The sequence below is a fragment of the Agriterribacter sp. genome (assembly GCF_035444585.1).
In the GTDB taxonomy this organism is placed as follows: Bacteria; Bacteroidota; Bacteroidia; order Chitinophagales; family Chitinophagaceae; genus Agriterribacter.
This window is the reverse complement of record NZ_DAOMOZ010000013.1, coordinates 1-17,107: the sequence shown is the minus strand read 5'-3', so window position 1 is coordinate 17,107 and position 17,107 is coordinate 1. Positions and strand designations below refer to the sequence as shown.

The window sequence follows — 17,107 nt, the reverse complement described above, 5'->3', positions numbered from 1 at the left end:
TATTTCAAATGTGCGTATCAAAAGTTCAATGAAAATAATCCTTCCCGTTTGTGAGCCATTCCAGGTTGAATCTGTGCATTATTATCCTGTATTTCCAGTCATTATCGTCTCCATCTCTTATTTCATACAGACAATAAATCATCCCATTTTTATCAACTGCCAGATCCGAATAGCCGGAACCTCCCGGATAAAGAGATCTGTGAGCGGCCCAGGTTTTCCCCTCATCATAACTTATTCTTGCTGTAACATTTTCTCTCGGTTTATATACTGCCTGTCTTTTCCGTATCTGAGTGGCATTGTTCCTGCTGTCGGGGTTTACAAAGATTATCCTGCTTTTTTTATGCTTCCTTCCCGATACCCTGATTATACTTGCCATGCATACCGGTTCAAACAAATCCATATCAAAATGCGGCCTGCTCCACCCGGAAATTCCATCGGGGCTTACACTTATCAGGCGCCTGTTGATCAACGATTCATTGCGCATGTTGATCATTATGCTGCCATCCGTTAACTGCACAACAATTGATTCATTGGGATTGATGATGGTATCACCGCCTGCAGCAATGTCGCCGTTATCGGTAATGATATCCCCACGTTGCCATGTTTTACCGTGGTCATCACTGTATATGGTGGCCACACAACTCGGGCGATGGTCGCCTCCGGGGATATTCTTATTGGGTATGCATAACCATACGGGCACCAGCAATCTTCCGCTCTTCAATTGAATGCCGTGAGCGGGGCCTGTGGCAAGAACCTTCCAGTCGTATGCTGTTTTAAACCCGTTGAACACGTATGTAATATCCACGGGCGCCGACCAGGTTCTGCCTTCATCTTCAGACTGAATGTAGTATGCGTTGGCATAATTAACATGATACAGCAAATGGATGGTGCCATTTTTATCGGCGACAGGGGTAATATTACTGGTTGGCTTGCCTTTGGTACGGGGTATTATTACCCGGAAAGGTTCCCATGTATGACCGCCATCTGTGCTCCGCCGCATTAAGAGATCCATGTCATCCCAGTCTTTTCCTTTGCCGTACCTTCCTTCCGCAAATGCCAGTATCGTTCCTTTTGCAGATATGGTTAATGCCGGCACATGAAACATCGTGTACCCGTCCCTGTCGGGCTCAAACAAAAGCGCTGTATCTGAAAAAGCCGCGCTTTGAGCCTGCACACGGGCTGAAAAAAAAATCAATGAAAAAAGAATTCCTATAGCAATAAATTGCTTCATATAAAACGCCATACAATGGTGAGCATATTATTTACTTAATACCCGTCCGTTTGTTCCAGCATATCATTGTTTCCCAATACGGTTGTATTAAGCGGCCAGAACAAGGGTGTTGTTTTTCCTATGAGATTTGGAACATAGTTGTATACATCAATTGTGCCTCCGCGGTGAAAACGAACCAGGTCATACCATCGCCTGTTCTCAAAAAATAATTCCCTGCCTCTTTCATCCAGTATTTCGCGCTCCACGCTTTGCTTATCTTCAGCCCCTGTATATTCACCTGTTCCCGCTCTTTCCCTGATCTTCTCCAGATATTCTATTGCAAGAGGTGTATTGTCTAATGCAGCATAAACCTCTGCCTTCATCAGGTATATGTCGGCCAGCCTGTACATGATCAGGTCATTGTCGGGCACCCGGTCTTCGGCATATTTGGTGCCGCGGTATTTGGTTATCCAGGCTATCCTGGGTCCGTCGCTTTGTCGCTCAACGATCCAGGTATAGGGTATTCTTTTATCTTCGGGATGGGCTGCAAAAAGAGCCCGGGATTGTTCACTGATCTGGTATGCACCCTGACCGTTGGCGGCAGTGGCGCAATAGGGCAAACTGTCAAGGTTCAATGCGCCCTGTATGATCGCCAGAAAGGGTAGTGCATTTATTACATAGTTGTTGCCGGTTTCGTCGCGATTGTAATAGGCTGCCAGTATCACTTCCGGGTTGGAACCGGCTCTTGTGCCGGTAACATTGGCGAAATCTGCGTTGAGCGAAGCATTGGTTTTTTCCACCTCCTCAATGGCTGAAAGCGCATCATTAAGATCTGCTGTTCCCCCGTTCAGCACTTTGGCGCTCCACAATTTTGCATCGGCTTTTAAAGCCTGCACCGAACCATAAGTGAACCTGTATTTAGATGAAAATGCAGTGAAGTTGTAACCCGGGATCGCTTTAAAGAGTAAGATAGAAGAATCCAGGTCGCTGTTGATCTGCTTCATAACATCAGTTGCCGGAGACCTCGGAAGCAGCGGCACATTGTCATCCACTACAGCCTGCAACATCAGGGGTGCATCCCCTATGATACGGGTAAGATGAAAGTAAAAGTACCCGCGAAGTGCATAAGTTTCAGCCATAATACGGTTTTTTGCATCGGGGTTTGCAGTAAACGTAAAATCTTTGATCCGCATCAGCAGGAGATTGCAATGTCCTATTGCCCGGTACCAGTCGTTATAATTAACAGCGCCCGATGCAGGCGTTATGATCTGGCTCCAGGCAACTCCGAACCTGGAATTGGATGCAGAAATCAACTCTTCACTGCGCTCCGTACCATACGTTACATTGTTATGGAACGAACGAATAAAGGTATAGATGCCTGTAACATAAGGCTCATAATCGCCTTCATTTTTGAAGTAATTTTCTTCGGTTATGCTTGACTGAGGCTTTACCTCCAGTATTTTTTCACACGAAGAAAGCAGGGCACCTGCGTATATTAAAGCCGATATATATAATATATAATTTTTCATATTGAAAATTTTCAGTGTAATACTCTGGTTTAAAAATTCAATGTGGCGCCAAGAGAGAATTGTCTGGGTCTTGGATATCCATGGGCATCGAAACCGGTATAGGTTTCCGGATTAATACCGGGATACTTTGTGAGGTAAGCCACATTGTTTACACTAAAGAACACATTCATTCCCGTGGATTTTATTTTTCTCATAACCGACGACGGTATGTCATAAGCTACCGTAATTTCTCTAATCGCCAGGAAGTCTCCTTTATCAATCATTGCCGAAACATCGGAACCGTAAGAATGGTTATTACCAAGCGGAGCCAGTCTGATATAGTTCCGCTGTCCGAAATCGAAATCTGCAAAAGAAAAGCGGGCATATCTTTTTCCTGCATCACCTTCTTTCTGCCATATTTCATTGCCCAATACTTCTTTTGGAGCGCCTTCATTAAATGCACGTCCCTGTCCGATAGAGCGGGCCAAAGCGCCATTCGCGATCATATGACCCATCGCATAATCCAACGCGATACGCAGAGAAACACCCTTATAGCTGAGTGTATTTTGCATACCTCCAATTTTATCAGGCGTACGGTATCCCATAAATACCTGATCTTTGGAATCTATTACACCATCGCCGTTAACATCGTTAAAGATAAAATCCCCGGCATGCTTACCTGCTGCGATACCTGCGGGCGAAGCCAGGTTATCTTTTATTTTAGTATTCCATTCCTGCGCTTCGGCTTCCGTGGCAAACACCCCCAGCACCTGGTATGCATACAGGGCATAAGGTCTTTCTCCTTCTGCTATACCTCCGGCTTCAACCAATTGTTTACCGGCAGGATCATAAATGAGATCTCCGCCCTGCCTGTTCTTTTCCCGGCCATTGTCTGGCAGTTTGGTCACTTTTTGCTTATTTAGAGCAAAGGACAAGTTAGATCTCCACGAAAAACTTTCCGTCCTGATAATTGTAGCGCCTATTTCTATTTCAAACCCTCTGTTTTGCAATTCACCGTTATTGTATACAATAGAGGAGAATGGAGCTTCCGAAGGCAGCGGCTTGGAAGCCAGCCTGTTTTGGGTGAGCTTATTATAATAATCAACAGTTAAAGTGATCCTGTTGTCAAGAAATCCCGCGTCCACGGCAATGTCTGTAGTGGCGGTAGATTCCCATATCAATGCAGGGTTCGACAAATTGGATCTGAGTATACCGGGACCCAAAGCATACCGGGTTGCCGAATACCCGCCGTAAGTGTCTGTAATGCTCAGGTCGCTTAGTCCGGCCTTACCCCAGCTGGCCCTGAGCTTCAACATGCTTACCGCTGCAGATTTCCAGAAATTTTCGCGGTGAATATTCCATCCTGCGGATATAGAGGGGAAAAATGCATATTTGTTCTGCGGAGCAAAATTGGAAAAACCATCATAGCGCAAAGAACCGCTCAGAAGATATTTCCCGTCATAGTCATAGTTCAACTGTCCGAAATAACTTGCCGACCTCGTTTCGCCCAGTGAAGTATTGAAAGTAGTAACGTTGGGTGTAATAACCCCATTAATTACAGTTGTTACCGGCTCATTAATGGTGTAAATATAGTCGTTGGTTGCCCGCTGCGAGCCCATATTCATATTGCGGCTGGTATTCTGTGTAAAGTTAAATCCTGCGAGCGCCGTAAAATTGTGATTATTCCTGATATTGAAATCATACTGTAAGATCTGGTCGATCATGATCTGGCGTGAGTTGCTGCTGTTTTGCGTTTTTTGACGCTGCTGCGGGGGCTGAATTTCATCTGAAGGCGTTGCTTTGCGCATAAACATGTATGAGTAGTCCTGCAGCATGTATGAGAATGCCGGTTTGTAATGCAATCCGTTAAGGATCTCAACATCTGCAGAAAGCCTTGTAACGAATCTTTCCGTTTTTATACGCAGGTCATCATACATCAGCGTATGAAAACGGTTGCGGGTAGAATAATTTTCTCCCGGAGTGGGAAGCCCGTCATCTTTAAACAAACGGAGCAATGGCGTAACACGCGTGGCCCGGGTGATATCATTTTGAAAAGATTCTACATAATTCGGCCGGAAATTCTGGTAATCTACCATAGCGTTTAACCTGAAGTTTTCGGTTACTTTAAAACCAAAATTTCCCAGCACGTCCATTCGCTTATAGTTGGTCCCTACGAACACCCCTTTTTGATCGGTATGCCCTACAGAAACATTGTAGTTTGCATTTTCACCGCCGCCATTTACAGAGATATTTGTTACCTGCGACAATCCGGTTTTCCATAATTTATCCTGGTATTTGTTATCAAGAAAAAGCAATCTCGTACCGGGGTTGAGGGGATCATCTGTTGTTTGCCATCCATTGGCCAATAAATTGTCTACGTATGCCTGGCCTTCAACAGCCACGATATTGTCGTAAAGACCGGTCGTATATACATGCTTGCCAAACTGTCCGGGCGCTGTAAATATTCTTGTACCGGCCGAAAAGCCCGCATTATTCAGGAGATTATTTTTATCAAGCGGGTCATGGGTATTTTGTACAGTTGTTCTTGCCAGCTTCAGGTACTGTTCTGCGCTGATATAATCAAGGTCTTTCGCTTTTGTTTCCCAGGTAGTACGATGATTGATAATAAGATTCATCTTTGTGTTGAACCTGCCGCCTTTGGTTTTGATTACAATAACGCCATTGGCACCTCTTGCTCCGTATATCGCAGTTGAGGCAGCATCTTTCATTACCTGGATTGATTCAATGTTATCGGGATTGATATCGTTCATAGAACGAAAAACCCCGTCAATAACTACCAGCGGCCCGGTATTATCAGAAGACCCCTGTACATTTCCCCCGCCTGTTCCCAAACCGGAACCGTATACATTCAATTTGGTGCCGCCGCGTATAATGATATTGTTTACACCTGCTCCCGGTTGCCCGTTGGCCACGGGAACAGATACCCCGGCCAATTTCCCCTGCATGGCCTGTACAGGATTGGGGCTGGGTCTGTTTTTTAGTTCATCCGGATCAATTTTGGAAATGGCAGCGGTGGTTTTGGCTTTCGACTGTTGTGTATATCCCACAATAACGATATCTGTCATTGATTCATCCAGCGGCTCCATTTGAATATCAAGTGTTGTTTGGTTACCCACTCTTATTTCAACAGGGGTATAACCTACGCTTGTTATTACCAGAACTGACCGCGGCGATGGCACACTGAGTGAAAATGACCCATCCGCGTTGGTAACGGTACCTTTAGAAGTGCCTTTAATCTTTATGCTGGCACTCTCAATTCCCCTTGAGGCACCGTCCCGCACAGTGCCGCTTAAATTTATATTCTGTGCAAACAGGGATTGAGATAAAAAAAGGCATACAAAAAAAAGAAAAGAAAACTCAGGCAGGGAAAGGCTTCTCCATTTCATAAGCATATAATCGTTTTGTAAGTAATGAAATTGAATATCCTAATGTAGTTATGTACTACATATCAAATGTAGGTATTTTACTGAAATAAAAAAAATTTATTGCTGAATTAATTATATCAATGAAGCTTGCTGAAATGATGCTCAAGATGCTGAAGCATCCCCTGCCGGAAATCTTCTTTGGTGCCGGTTTTAAGTATTTCTACCAAATCAAGATGTGAAACTTTTCCAATGATAGGCACTTTTTCAAGAGAAACCAAATACCCAAACACCGGCAAAAGCATATCCTGAAAGCGCCTCAAAGTATGATTGCCCGTCATTTGGTACAACTTGCCGTGAAAGTCAATTTCATTCTTTATCCGGAATGAATGCTGCCCTGTGGTAGGCTTTTGTTTTTTTGCAATTTTTTCAAGCTCTGCTATATCTGCTTCCGTTTTCCGGAGAAAAAGAAGTTCTGCCAATCCTATTTCCAATATAAGCCTGAGTTCAAAAATTTCCCGGAGCGTTGTTTCATCAATAAACATCGGATCAAGCACTCTTTCGAATGATCCCATTATATCAGGACTGGAAACAACCATTCCGGTTCTTTTCTTGGTTTGTATTATTCCCAGCATACGCAAACGGCTCAACGCTTCTCTCACCACATTTCTTGAAACCCCGAGAGATTCCGCAATTTCGGTTTCTTTGGGCAGCGAATCTCCTGGTCTTAACGCTTTGTTTTTCAGATATTCTCTTAGCCGGATCTCAACAATGTCCGCCATCGTTTTATGGGTAATTCGCTCAAGCTCTTTTCCGGATCTAATATTATACATAAAATAAATTCAGATTATGTTCAAATGTACTACAATAATGACTTTGAAAAATGATACTCAGAAATGAGTTCGGGAATTGCTCCTGCTTCACGCAGACCAAATCACCGTCATAAGTTATGTAAGCGCTCAATACCTTAACAGTGCGCTCCTTATCTGAACAGACAACGATTATTATGAAAATCAACCTGCCAGTGGTTAACGAGATGTGGCCAAATCCTCTTTTCCCGCCGCCCGGCGGTATAGTATGGCTATCCTCTCATATGATAAGCCTTCGGCTGCACGAATGCCCTAATGCCATGATATGACAATGTAGCGCCCAGTCCGGAGTTTTTACGGCCCGACCAGGGCAACCCGGCACTTACCCTGTCGCAACAGTTCCAGTATACGGTTCCGGTATCCATCTGCTTCATCACTTTTTCGGCGCGGTCAAAGCTTTTGGAATATACCGCAGCAGTTAAGCCATAAGGTGTATCTTTCATCAGTTGCACCGCCTCATCGTCGTCCTTTACTTTTTGTATGCCTATTACCGGGCCGAAAGATTCATCGGTCATTAATTTCATCCCGTGATTGGCATTGGTAACTACAGTGGGCTCAAAGAAATAGCCTTTGCCTTTGGGTTCAGCGCCGCCCGACATTATGCTGCCGCCTTTTTGCCTGGCATCTTCCACCTGCCCGGCTAAAAATTTCAATTGCTCCTTTCTGCTTACGGGGCCGATATCTGTTTTCTTATCCATCGGGTTGCCGGTAACCAGCTTTTTTGCCAGCGCTACAAAAGTCTCCACAAACTTATTATAGATGTTTTCCTGCACGTATATCCTTTCAACAGCGCAGCAGCTTTGCCCTGCATTGTATACAGCTCCTTCAAGCGCGGCTTCAGCTACAGCGTTTACATCGTCCACGTCATCCATCACATACAATGGATCCTTACCACCCAGCTCTAACTGTACAGGCACAAGCTTGCCCGCAGTTTGTTCGGCTATATGCTTTCCGGTACGGTAACTGCCGGTAAAGAAATAACCATTCAGCGGCAGATCGAGCAGGGCCTCCCCGGCCGGACCTTTCCCGGTTACTGCCTGGAAAACATTTTCGGGTATGCCCGACCGGTATAGAAGCTGCCGTATATGCAAACCTGTCAGTGTAGCATATTCAGATGGCTTATACAGCACAGCATTTCCACCAATAAGCGCCGGCACAAATACATTCACACCTACCAGGTAGGGATAGTTCCATGCTGAAATATTGGCTATAACACCCAAAGGTTCGTACACGATCTTTTCTCTTGTAGCATCTTCTTCGGTGATCCACTCTTCCGCCAGCCACCTGGCAGCGTTTTTTATAAAATATTCAAGTCTTTTGCGGGCACCGTTCAGCTCATTATATGATTGCTGAAGCGGCTTACCCACTTCCAGGGTAAGTGTTGCGGCCAGCTCATCTTTACGTTCATCAAGCAGGGCATAAAATTTTTCGATCGCACCAATCCGCTGTTCCAATGGCTTTGCAGCCCAGTGCTTCTGACCTTCTTTTAAAAGCTGATATTTTCCCGCTACTGTTTCAGGAGTATCTTCTGCTACTTCCTGTATCACTTCTTCTGTTGCCGGATTTATGATTTGCATATTGTTTATTTTAAGGTGTGAAGGTGCAGGGAGCGGGTTGCAAGTTACACGTTTCAGGTTACAGGTTCAGGCTGGTGCGGTTGGGTGCGGTTTTCAACTTTTCATCTTCTATTTTTCATTTTTCCTGAGCTATAAGCTTTCAGCCATGAGGCAAATACTAACAGACTTGATACTCTTTCACTTCTCACCGCTCACTGCTCACCAACCATGCACACTCCCTAACTTGTAACCTGCAACCTGTAACACTTCTCACCACTTGCCCCTATAAACGCTTCTCTTATATTTTTTACAAAATTACTGCCCTGTTCACTCATGCGTTCAGGATGCCACTGTACAAGACATAAAAAAGATGCTCCGCCGGGATTTTTCCTTTCCAATGCTTCCACTATGCCGTCGGGCGACAGGGCCGAAACAATAAGCCCGTTGCCAATGGCATCGGCGCTCTGGTGATGATTGCTGTTCACCGGCCCTGCTCCACTACCCGTGATCTTATGCAGCCATGATGCCGGATCAACCCGAATAGAATGGTAACGGTCTGTATCATCGGGCAGCTTGGAATGATTGAATTTGCCCCAGCGCGGAATATCAGGAATAAGCGTACCGCCAAAAAAAACATTGGCGATCTGCAGTCCCCTGCAAATGCCCAGCACCGGCACTGCACTGGCTTCGGTATGTTCCAGTATTTTCAGCTCAAATTCATCCCTCGCTTCACTCACATCATCTTTATAACAATATTCATACAGATCAGGGCGGTTGTAAAACCGGGGATGCACATCCTCACCGCCTGTAAGCACCACGCCATCGCAATCTTTTATTCCTTCCATACCGGATGACTGCCAGGTAAGCTTTTTTACTTTCACTTCGGGCCCGTGCGCCAATATCCAGCTGGCATAATTGGCATATTTGCTGCAATCCGTAACACCTATTATCATTTCAACCGCGATATTATAATGCTTTTAAATAAAGTTGCTTAAAGTCTTCTCTTGATACGGGTTTTGGGTTGTTGGGATGGGCAAAATCCGCAAAAGCCAGGTCGGCCAGGGTTTCTATATGTTCATCCTTTACCCCGATATCACGAAGATGGTGGGGTATATTGATCTTTGTATTCAAATCAAATAAATACTGCACCACTGCCTCACCGTTTTCCTTTGGCAATTCGAGGGCACGGGCTATACGGCGAAACTTATCTTCAAACCCCGCGATATTGAATTGCATGCCATAGGGAATATTAACCGCATTGGCCAGCCCGTGGTGTGTATCCAATAAAGAGGAGAGCGGATGTGCGAGCGAATGCACCACACCCAGCCCTTTCTGAAAAGCGATAGCGCCCATCATAGAGCCCAGCAGCATCTTGCTTCTTGATTCCAGGTCGGGCTTATTGGTGGCCCTTTCAAGCGATTCATCAATGAGCTTTATGCCTTCCAGCGCTATGCCGTCGCACATGGGATGGTAATTTTTTGCCAGGAAGGCTTCCATGTTATGGGTTAACGCATCCATGCCTGTAGCCGCCGTAATGGGGCCGGGAATATCCATGGTCAGTACAGGATCTGCGAAAACGATCTTTGCCATCAGTTTGGGAGAAAATAAAATTTTCTTCTGGTGGGTGTCGTCGTCGGAAATGATAGCGCTGCGGCCCACTTCGCTGCCTGTGCCGGAAGTAGTGGGAACTGTTATAAAATGAGGCACATCGTTGGTAACATATACATCGCCGCCAACCAGGTCATCATACTTGAAAAGATCTTCGCGGTGATTGATGCGCAGCAGTATTGCGCGGGCAACATCAAGCCCCGCACCGCCGCCAATGCCTATAACGCTGTCGCGGTTTGTTGCATCCCAAACATCCACGCCTTTGTATACATCCGACTTAACCGGGTTTTTATGAATATCTGAAAACACTTCAACAGCTATACTGTGCTTACGCAGGTCTTCAGCAATGTTTTTAAAGAAAGGCAGTTGCGCTACATTAGGGTCGGTTACAACCAAAGGTGCTTTTAAATTATTCGCCTTCAAATAAGCCGGAAGCTCCTTAACCACGCCTGCGCCAAAACGAATGGTAGTTGGGAAATTAAACTGATGGATCTTTTCGAATGACATATACAGATTTGAAATTTGAAATTTGAAATTTTTGATTTGAGATTCTTACAGTCTTACTATCTTACCATCTTACAGCTTTACCATCTTACCATCTTACCACTTACCCCTTATCACTTACCCCTTATCACTTAAATGATCTCCAGGTACCGCTTCAGTTCCCAATCCGTTACCACTTTGGAGAACTGGCGCCATTCCCATTCACGCGTTGCCGAAAAATGGGCCACAAATGCTTCGCCGAAAAGCTCCTTCGCCACAGGTGACTGCTTCATGGCCTGGGTAGCCTGCCATAAGTCAGCGGGCAGTATACCATGCTTTTTATCCTCGTAACCGTTACCTGTAGTAGCCGGTATCTGCAGCTTCATTTTTTTGCGGATGCCATACAATCCCGAAGCCAGGCATGCTGCCATAGCGAGATAAGGATTGGAATCGGATCCAACCACTCTGGTTTCCAGCCGGGTTGACTTTTCACCCGCAGGCAAAGCCCTTAAAGCGGTGGTGCGGTTATCAATGGCCCAGGTTAGGGTTGTGGGCGCCCATGCCCCTTCTACCAGTCGTTTATAACTGTTAACCGTAGGCGCATACATGGGAAGTATATGAGGAAGGCAATGCAACTGTCCTGCTATATAACTTTCCATCAACGGGCTGATACCGGTTTTACTTTTTTTATCGTAGAAAAGATTTTGTTTGGCATCAGAAGACCACAGGCTCTGGTGCACATGCCCGCTGCAGCCGGGTAAGTTTTCGCTGAACTTGGCCATGAAAGTGGGAAGCACTCCATGACGGAAGCCGATCTCTTTTACACCGCTCTTGAACAATACCGCCCTGTCGGCAGCTTCCAGTATGCCGGAGTACATAATAGCAGCTTCATACACACCCGGGCCGGTTTCGGTATGAAGCCCTTCCAGCGGGATATCAAACTTGTTCAGCAGGTCGAACAGGTCGTGAAAAAAAGCGCTTTTCTGTGAAGCTCTTAAAACCGAATAGCCAAACATGCCATTGGTCATGGGTTTAAGATCACGGAATTTACCGGTATATAATTCCGTTGAGTTATCCAGCAGGTTAAACCATTCAAATTCCTGCGAACAGAAAGCAATAAAGCCTTCATCATTGGCCTGCCGGTTTATTTTTTTTAGCAGGCTTCTCGGGCAAACTGCCGAGCAGTTTCCCTTACCGTCATCAAAATCAGCCAAAAAAAACGGCAGATCGCTTTCCCAGGGGATGCGCCGGTAGGTTTGAATATCTATAACGGCAGTGGCATCGGGATAACCCGTATGCCATCCTGTGACGGTAGCATTATCGTAAGCAACATCGCCCGCATCCCAGCCAAATACCACATCGCAAAATCCAAAGCCGCTGTTGGCTATGGATTTGAATTTGTTGAAGCTGATGACCTTGCCGCGCAGCACTCCGTCGAGGTCTGTTACGGCTAATTTTATTTTTTGGATATTTTGATCGGAGAGTTGCTGGAGAAGCTCAGTTGTTGTTAATTTCTGCGGCATGCATGGATTGTTTTACAAAAAAATGGAACCAAATATAGCTGATAACGAGAATACCAAAGTAAACCAGGGCAACAGCAATGTTAAGGGTGGTCATAGCGATCAGCGAAATTATAGCAATTATCAAAGCAACAACAGGGAAATATGGATAAAAGGGAACCCTGAAAGGACGCGGCAGGGAAGGCTCCTTTTTGCGCAATACCAATACAGTGATCATTGAAAAAATATAAAGGGTGAGTGCACCGAAGCAGGCTATTGTAATGATTTGCCCGGTTTTGCCCGTAAGCAATGCAATGATGCCGATCACCATATTGATAAGCAATGCATTGGCAGGGGTTTTAAACCGCGGATGAATGCTGCCGAATGCCTGCGGAATATATTTTACTCTCCCAAACTCAAATGTAGCGCGCCCTGCAGCAAGTATGATGCCATGAAAGGAGGCTACCAAACCCATTAGTCCTATAGTAATAAGAAGATGGTACAGCCACCCGCTGCTGCCTGTTACTTTTTCGAGCGCCAAAGGAAGCGGCGAATCGGAGGGCGGCGCGCCGGGAGAAGGGTACACAATGGCTTCCCAGCCTGCCACACCTACGGAAGACAGGAAGGTTAAAATGCACAATACAATAAGGGTAAGCAAAGCCGATCCAAAGCCCAGCAATACATTCCGTTGCGGGTTAATGGCTTCTTCCGCCACATTGGCCACGCCCTCAATGGCCAAAAAGAACCAGATGGCAAAAGGTATAGCGGCCCATACCCCTTTCCAGCCAAAGGGAAATGCATTGTGCTGAATATGCCGGAATTCGAAATGCGGAAGGGTAGCGCCTGCAAAAATGAGCAGTTCCGTTACAGCCAGTATGGTAATGACCAGCTCAAAAGTTGCGGCTGCTTTAACCCCGTAAATATTAAGCGACGTAAAAATAATATAAGCGGTTATGGCAATAACAGTAACGGGTACCTGCGGAAAAAAAATATGGAAATAAGCGCCAATGGCAGCGGCAATGGCCGGCGGGGCAAATACAAATTCTATGATCTGTGCCATACCGGCTATAAAGCCGGCGTCTTTTCCCAGCGCCCTGGTGGCATAATCAAAAACACCGCCGGCTTTGGGAATGGCACAGGCCAGTTCGGTATAGGAAAAGGTGAACGTAATGTAAAGAACAATAATAAGCAGGGTGGCCAGCGCCAGGCCGTAAGTGCCCCCCGCCGCAAGTCCGAGGTTCCAGCCGAAATACATGCCCGATATAACATATCCAACCCCAAGTCCCCAAAGCATTAAGGGTCCTAAGGTACGGGGTAAATGAGACCCGGTTGAGGGTTGATGCGAGGTGGAAGGCATAACTGAACTTATCAGTTGAAGATAGGGAAATATGCCGGAATTTTTATAACTTGAAACCATGAAAAACACCCTGCTCTGCATGCTAACGCTTGCCTGCACTTCACATATGCAGGCACAACCGGCGACCCGTTATGATGTACTGATCCATGAGATCATGACAAATCCCTCTTCCTCTCCGGGGCTCCCCAATTTTAAATATATAGAGTTGTTCAATGCTTCGCGCAACGCTTATAACCTCTATGGCTGGCAAATTGCAAATGGCAAAAGCACAACGGTCATTAAAGCTCACTTCATACTGCAACCCGACAGCTTTGTTGTTCTTTGCTCAACCAGCGCCGCCACAGCACTTTCTCTTTTTGGCGCCACCATAGGCATTAGCGGCTTCCCTTCCCCGGCCATTAATGGCGATATGCTGCTGCTGCGTTCAGCCGATGAGAAACTAATTCATGCCGTGGCGTATAGTAAGAGCTGGTACGGCAACGAACTGAAAAGCAATGGCGGCTGGTCGCTTGAAATGACAGATCCCCAAAACCCATGCAGCGGCGGCAGCAACTGGAAGGCGGCTACTGATGCAAGGGGCGGCACACCGGGAACGCCCAACTCCGTAGCCGGGGATAATAAAGATGAAACTGCGCCTCAGTTGCTCGGTGCACACGCCACAGACAGTATGCATATTGTGCTTGTATTTGATGAAACATTAGACAGCTTACAGGCATCGGTAAAAGAAAATTATATATGCAGTGACGGTATGGTCATTGAGCTGGCTGAGCCGGGGGCGCCCCTGTTCAATACGGTGAGACTAAAGTTGAGCGCGCCGCTGTTAAAAGAAAAAATATACAACCTGCACGTAAGAAAGATTGTGGATTGCAGCGGGAACGGAGCCGGCAATGAATTTTCTGCAAAAGCAGGCCTGGCACAAATGCCCGGCGCTTCTGATATTGTTATTAATGAAATACTGTTCAACCCTCCCGCAGATGGTGCCGACTATATAGAGCTTTATAACCGCAGCGATCATGTTATCAATGCCAAAATATTATACATTGCCAACAGGAACAGTGCCGGCGCCACCAGTAGCATTAAGCAGCTCAATGATGAAGATGTTTTAATTTTCCCCAGCGATTTTATTGTTGTAACGGATAACGCCGCCGCAGTTAAGCAACAATACCTGGTTAAAGATCCCGGAGCTGTAATTGAAATAACAACCATGCCTTCTTATCCGAACGCATCAGGCGCTGTAGTATTGCTGAATGCAATGGGTGAAGTACTGGATGAACTCCGTTACAATGAAAACTGGCATTTAGGGCTGGTGACCAATTATAAGGGGGTGGCACTGGAAAGGATAGCGTACGATCAGCCGACGCAGGATAAAAACAACTGGCATTCCGCAGCCGCCAGTGCCGGTTACGGAACGCCCACTTATCAGAACTCTCAGTTCAGCGTACATGAACAATTGCGGGGAGAGGTCAATATCAGCCCCGGCGTTTTTTCGCCCGACAACGACGGGCATGATGATTTTCTTACCATCGCCTATCAATTTCCAGAACCCGGCTATGTATGCAATATAACCCTGTTTGATGTGCGGGGAAGAAGCGTCCGCTACCTGGTACGTAACGGCATTTGCGGAACCAAAGGCTATTTCAGGTGGGACGGGCTGGACGAAAAAAACCGGCAAACAGGTATGGGCATCTATATCGTACTAACGGAAGTGTATAACCTGAAAGGGAAAACAAAAAGATTTAAGCAGGCGGTAACGTTAGCGAAACTGAGACAATAAGATGGCAAAACACGAGGCATGCTTTGCAGCGATGAGTTTCACAACCGGGCTATTAAAGTTCCAAAAAATAAAAGACAAGAACGATGCTTATATGCGTTTATGATAATTGAGCCAGGCAGTTGGGGCAACCCTGCCCGCTTATATATACTGCCCTGAATTGTTCAATACAGCTGCTCTCTATCCCGAAGGGATACAAGGTTTATAAAAAACCATAGCCGAAGCCTTCGACCCCGAAGGGGTCGCACCATTTGGTATAACTGAATTACAGACCTGTAATCCTTTCAGGGTAAAATTACTGGAGACCGCGTCTATACTGCCTACCGGTCAGGCGGACCCCGCCCACAGCAGGACGGACCTGGCTGGTGTCCTCACTGCCAGCAACAATTAGAAACGCAATCGCGTTCGCTTATATGCGCATAATGCCGACATTTGCGTGTACAACAGCATTACAGCTAATTACCTGTCACATAAATCTTAACATTGAATCAGCGGCAACTTTTTTTACAGCATGTAGCGCAAACTTCAGATGCACCCTTAGCATTGGAAATTGTTAAAGCAGAAGGTTCCACACTATGGGATGTTGACGGAAAATCATTTATTGACCTCATAGCCGGAATAAGCGTATGCAATATCGGACACCGCCATCCCGCGGTAACAGAAGCCATTAAAAAGCAGGTGGATCAATACCTGCATTTGCTGGTGTATGGCGAGCTGGTTGAAACACCACAGGTGGCTTATGCACATCATCTTGCCCGGTATTTACCCCGTTCACTCAACGCTGTATACTTCACCAATTCGGGCGCTGAGGCTACGGAGGGCGCTATGAAATTAGCCAAACGGTATACCGGCCGAACGCAGATCATCGCCTTCAATCAATCTTATCACGGGTCAACACAGGGCGCATTGAGCATTATAGGAGATGAATACTGGCGCAATGCGTACCGTCCCTTATTGCCCGGCATCCTGCATTTGAACTACAATTCATTCAGCGATCTCGAACATATCGATACCTCAACCGCCTGCGTAGTTGCCGAAACCGTACAGGCAGAACGTGGCATAGTGGCTCCGTCCAACGCATGGATGCAGGCCCTGCGTAAAAAATGCACGGAAACCGGCTGCCTGCTGGTGCTGGATGAAATCCAGACCGGCTTTGGCAGAACGGGCAGCCTGTGGGGATTTGAACAGATACAGGTAATACCTGATATTGTTTTGCTGGGCAAAGCGCTGGGTGGCGGAATGCCTTTGGGCGCCTTTATCGCGGATCAGAAAATAATGCGCTGCCTTACCGGCAACCCGGTTCTAGGACACATCACTACATTTGGCGGGCACCCGGTTAGCTGTGCCGCCGGATTGGCCGCACTGAAAGTATTACAGGAGGAAAATATTACCGGCAGTGTAAAAGAAAAGGAAAAGCTTTTTCTTTCCTTACTGAAGCATCCTCAAATCAAAACCGTTCGTTCTTCGGGCCTGCTCATCGCTGTTGAATTTGAGAGCTTCAAAAAAAACAAGACCATTATTGACCTTTGTATTGAAGCAGGTGCATTAACCGACTGGTTTTTATTTGCCCCCCAATGCATGCGCATAGCACCCCCGCTGAACATCAGCGATGAAGAGATCGTTAAGGCCTGCGGGATCATTATTGACGCCATTGATAAAGCATAGGCTGTTAATCCTCCATTACCGGCAATATTATATTGCTGCTGTGCTTCGCATCATGATAAATACGAATGGCAGCTTTTTTAAAATCTTTCGCATCCATACCGGGTATATACCCAAACTGTTGCGGATTTCTGTCTACCAGCGGAAACCAGCTGCTTTGCACCTGCACCATTATGCGGTGTCCTTTTTTAAAGGTATGCG

12 protein-coding genes are annotated in these 17,107 nt (G+C 46.2%); 2 read left to right on the top strand and 10 right to left on the bottom strand.

Annotated elements, in window-relative coordinates:
- Window positions 1-25: 25 nt before the first annotated feature.
- From PLH26_RS02620 to eat, 9 genes are all read right to left on the bottom strand, one after another.
- Window positions 26-1,231 (bottom strand): sialidase family protein, encoded by a 1,206-nt coding sequence (locus tag PLH26_RS02620; protein ID WP_324584427.1) that lies wholly within the window; start codon window positions 1,229-1,231, stop codon window positions 26-28.
- Between the two features lie 35 nt (window positions 1,232-1,266).
- Window positions 1,267-2,739, bottom strand: coding sequence for a RagB/SusD family nutrient uptake outer membrane protein (locus PLH26_RS02615; RefSeq protein WP_324584426.1), 1,473 nt, complete (start codon window positions 2,737-2,739; stop codon window positions 1,267-1,269).
- Between the two features lie 29 nt (window positions 2,740-2,768).
- A complete protein-coding gene (locus PLH26_RS02610) occupies window positions 2,769-6,125 on the bottom strand; it encodes a SusC/RagA family TonB-linked outer membrane protein (RefSeq protein WP_324584425.1) in 3,357 nt (1,118 codons plus the stop codon).
- A gap of 116 nt (window positions 6,126-6,241) precedes the next feature.
- Window positions 6,242-6,934 carry a FadR/GntR family transcriptional regulator gene (locus PLH26_RS02605; protein WP_324584424.1) on the bottom strand — a complete coding sequence of 231 codons (693 nt, stop codon included), beginning with the start codon at window positions 6,932-6,934 and terminating at the stop codon, window positions 6,242-6,244.
- 248 nt (window positions 6,935-7,182) lie between these two features.
- The gene (locus PLH26_RS02600; RefSeq protein ID WP_324584423.1) at window positions 7,183-8,547 is read right to left on the bottom strand and encodes an aldehyde dehydrogenase family protein; all 1,365 of its coding nucleotides are present in this window, start codon (window positions 8,545-8,547) and stop codon (window positions 7,183-7,185) included.
- Between the two features lie 218 nt (window positions 8,548-8,765).
- The gene (locus tag PLH26_RS02595) at window positions 8,766-9,479 is read right to left on the bottom strand and encodes a gamma-glutamyl-gamma-aminobutyrate hydrolase family protein (RefSeq protein WP_324584422.1); all 714 of its coding nucleotides are present in this window, start codon (window positions 9,477-9,479) and stop codon (window positions 8,766-8,768) included.
- Window positions 9,480-9,492: 13 nt separating this feature from the next.
- The gene (locus PLH26_RS02590; protein ID WP_324584421.1) at window positions 9,493-10,641 is read right to left on the bottom strand and encodes an iron-containing alcohol dehydrogenase; all 1,149 of its coding nucleotides are present in this window, start codon (window positions 10,639-10,641) and stop codon (window positions 9,493-9,495) included.
- A gap of 128 nt (window positions 10,642-10,769) precedes the next feature.
- Window positions 10,770-12,140 (bottom strand): glutamine synthetase family protein, encoded by a 1,371-nt coding sequence (locus tag PLH26_RS02585; RefSeq protein WP_324584420.1) that lies wholly within the window; start codon window positions 12,138-12,140, stop codon window positions 10,770-10,772.
- Entirely contained in the window at window positions 12,115-13,473 is a 1,359-nt protein-coding gene (eat, locus tag PLH26_RS02580; protein ID WP_324584419.1) for an ethanolamine permease, read from the bottom strand. Before eat ends, PLH26_RS02585 begins: the two co-directional genes overlap by 26 nt.
- A 58-nt stretch (window positions 13,474-13,531) precedes the next feature.
- On the opposite strand from eat, the gene PLH26_RS02575 reads away from it, so the two are divergent.
- A complete protein-coding gene (locus PLH26_RS02575) occupies window positions 13,532-15,247 on the top strand; it encodes a lamin tail domain-containing protein (protein WP_324584418.1) in 1,716 nt (571 codons plus the stop codon).
- 480 nt (window positions 15,248-15,727) lie between these two features.
- Window positions 15,728-16,909 (top strand): aspartate aminotransferase family protein, encoded by a 1,182-nt coding sequence (locus tag PLH26_RS02570; protein ID WP_324584417.1) that lies wholly within the window; start codon window positions 15,728-15,730, stop codon window positions 16,907-16,909.
- A 4-nt stretch (window positions 16,910-16,913) separates the two neighbouring features.
- Here the strand turns inward: PLH26_RS02570 and PLH26_RS02565 are convergent.
- A partial coding sequence (locus tag PLH26_RS02565; RefSeq protein WP_324584416.1) for a CocE/NonD family hydrolase C-terminal non-catalytic domain-containing protein occupies window positions 16,914-17,107 on the bottom strand: 194 nt, incomplete at its 5' end.

Excerpts from the sequence above, each read along its gene's own strand:
- PLH26_RS02620 (WP_324584427.1), bottom strand. The coding sequence starts at position 1,231 with ATGAAGCAATTTATTGCTATAGGAATTCTTTTTTCATTGATTTTTTTT.
- PLH26_RS02615 (WP_324584426.1), bottom strand. The coding sequence starts at position 2,739 with ATGAAAAATTATATATTATATATATCGGCTTTAATATACGCAGGTGCC.
- PLH26_RS02610 (WP_324584425.1), bottom strand. The coding sequence starts at position 6,125 with ATGAAATGGAGAAGCCTTTCCCTGCCTGAGTTTTCTTTTCTTTTTTTT.
- PLH26_RS02605 (WP_324584424.1), bottom strand. The coding sequence starts at position 6,934 with ATGTATAATATTAGATCCGGAAAAGAGCTTGAGCGAATTACCCATAAA.
- PLH26_RS02600 (WP_324584423.1), bottom strand. The coding sequence starts at position 8,547 with ATGCAAATCATAAATCCGGCAACAGAAGAAGTGATACAGGAAGTAGCA.
- PLH26_RS02595 (WP_324584422.1), bottom strand. The coding sequence starts at position 9,479 with ATGATAATAGGTGTTACGGATTGCAGCAAATATGCCAATTATGCCAGC.
- PLH26_RS02590 (WP_324584421.1), bottom strand. The coding sequence starts at position 10,641 with ATGTCATTCGAAAAGATCCATCAGTTTAATTTCCCAACTACCATTCGT.
- PLH26_RS02585 (WP_324584420.1), bottom strand. The coding sequence starts at position 12,140 with ATGCCGCAGAAATTAACAACAACTGAGCTTCTCCAGCAACTCTCCGAT.
- eat (WP_324584419.1), bottom strand. The coding sequence starts at position 13,473 with ATGCCTTCCACCTCGCATCAACCCTCAACCGGGTCTCATTTACCCCGT.
- PLH26_RS02575 (WP_324584418.1), top strand. The coding sequence starts at position 13,532 with ATGAAAAACACCCTGCTCTGCATGCTAACGCTTGCCTGCACTTCACAT.